The organism is Protofrankia sp. CiP1_Cm_nod3 (genome assembly GCF_982290655.1).
Map to the genome: position 1 here is coordinate 1 of NZ_CEVIVD010000260.1, position 1,342 is coordinate 1,342.

A 1,342-nucleotide genomic window follows, 5' to 3' on the forward strand; every position below is an offset into this window, starting at 1 on the left:
TGTTAGGCGACATGCAAGATGCCGACGACGGAGGCTGCGGCGTCATTGACGGTGCTGATGGTGGTGGGCTGGCGTTGGGTTGGGGTGGGCGGTCATGGGCGACGACAGCGTGCCGACGAACAGCGTTTCTGATCTTTCGCTGTGATGCCTCGGGTGGGTGCGTGTCTGGCCTCGGGCGGCGACGGCGGAGGGTGGCGGCGAGCGGGTCGCTGCGGATGGTGATGTCTGGTTTGTGACCGTGGGATGGGTGTCCGGTTTGTCAACGGCGTCACTGTGAGCGATGTCGGGACAGGGGAACGGCCCTTCCCCGTAAAAGTCCTTGGCGGGAAACCCGGGGAAGGGCCGTGAGGCGCCTGGAGGGCGCGGTGCTCACGGTAAATGCTGACCGGGGTGTGGTCGAGCGGCAGCTTCGGGCGGGTGAGCTGGCCTGCCGGGATTGCGGCGGGGTGCTCGGTGGGTGGGGCTGGTCGATACGGCGGCCGGTGCGGGATCTCGGCTGGGCGACGCTGTGGCTACAGCCCCGGCGGGCGCGCTGCGCGGGCTGTGGACGCACGCATGTGCTGTTGCCGGTGGTGGTGCTGGCGCGCCGTGCGGATGTGGTGGCGGTGATCTGGGCGGCGTTGGCTGCGGCGGCCGGCGGGCTTGGCGCGCGTGGCGTCGCGCGCCGGCTCGGCCGGCCGCACTCGACGGTGCGCGGCTGGCTGCGCCGGTTCGCCGGCCGGGCCGGTGACGTGCGCCGGGTGTTCACGGGCCTGCTCGTCGAGGTCGGCGTCGACGCGGTGGCACCAGCGCCGGCGGGGTCACCGCTCGCCGATGCGCTCGCGGCGATCGCCGGGGCGACGGTGGCGGTTGGGGCGCGGTGGCCGCTGCTCGGCACGGTGTCGCCGTGGGCGATCGCGGTCGGGGCCACAAACGGCCAGCTGCTCTCTCCGTCTCCCACCTGGATGATCACGACCGTTTCGTGATCGTCGATCAACATGGGTGCGCCCCTGGGCGGCGGGCCGCGGTGCCGCCAGTCTGAGGACAACCGTGATCACTTCGGTCGCGGGGTCCTGCGAGGAGGTGGTGGCGGTGTCCCTGGATGACGACGACGAGGCGGCCCGGCGTGCACGGGCCCGGGAGATCGGCCTGTTCCGCTACATGCTCATACGCGATCTTGCCGACGAGGCGTTGACGACCAGGCAGCGCGGGGTGCTGGTCCGCGCGCTCGCCGCCCGGGAGCACGTCGACCCGGACGGCCGGCCGGTGCGGGTGACCCGCTGGACGCTGGACAGATGGGTCAGGAGCTGGAAGTCGGGCGGGTTCGACGCTCTGGTGCCCTCGCCGCGCCAGGCCGGGCCGC

The 1,342-nt window shown here is 72.3% G+C and carries 2 protein-coding genes; both read left to right on the forward strand.

From position 1 onward, the window contains the following. Positions 1-344: 344 nt before the first annotated feature. The gene (locus tag AC5LUJ_RS23905; RefSeq protein WP_250287419.1) at positions 345-965 is read left to right on the forward strand and encodes a helix-turn-helix domain-containing protein; all 621 of its coding nucleotides are present in this window, start codon (positions 345-347) and stop codon (positions 963-965) included. A gap of 64 nt (positions 966-1,029) precedes the next feature. Beyond that, on the forward strand, positions 1,030-1,342 hold a 313-nt coding region (locus AC5LUJ_RS23910), incomplete at its 3' end, for a helix-turn-helix domain-containing protein (protein WP_493465837.1).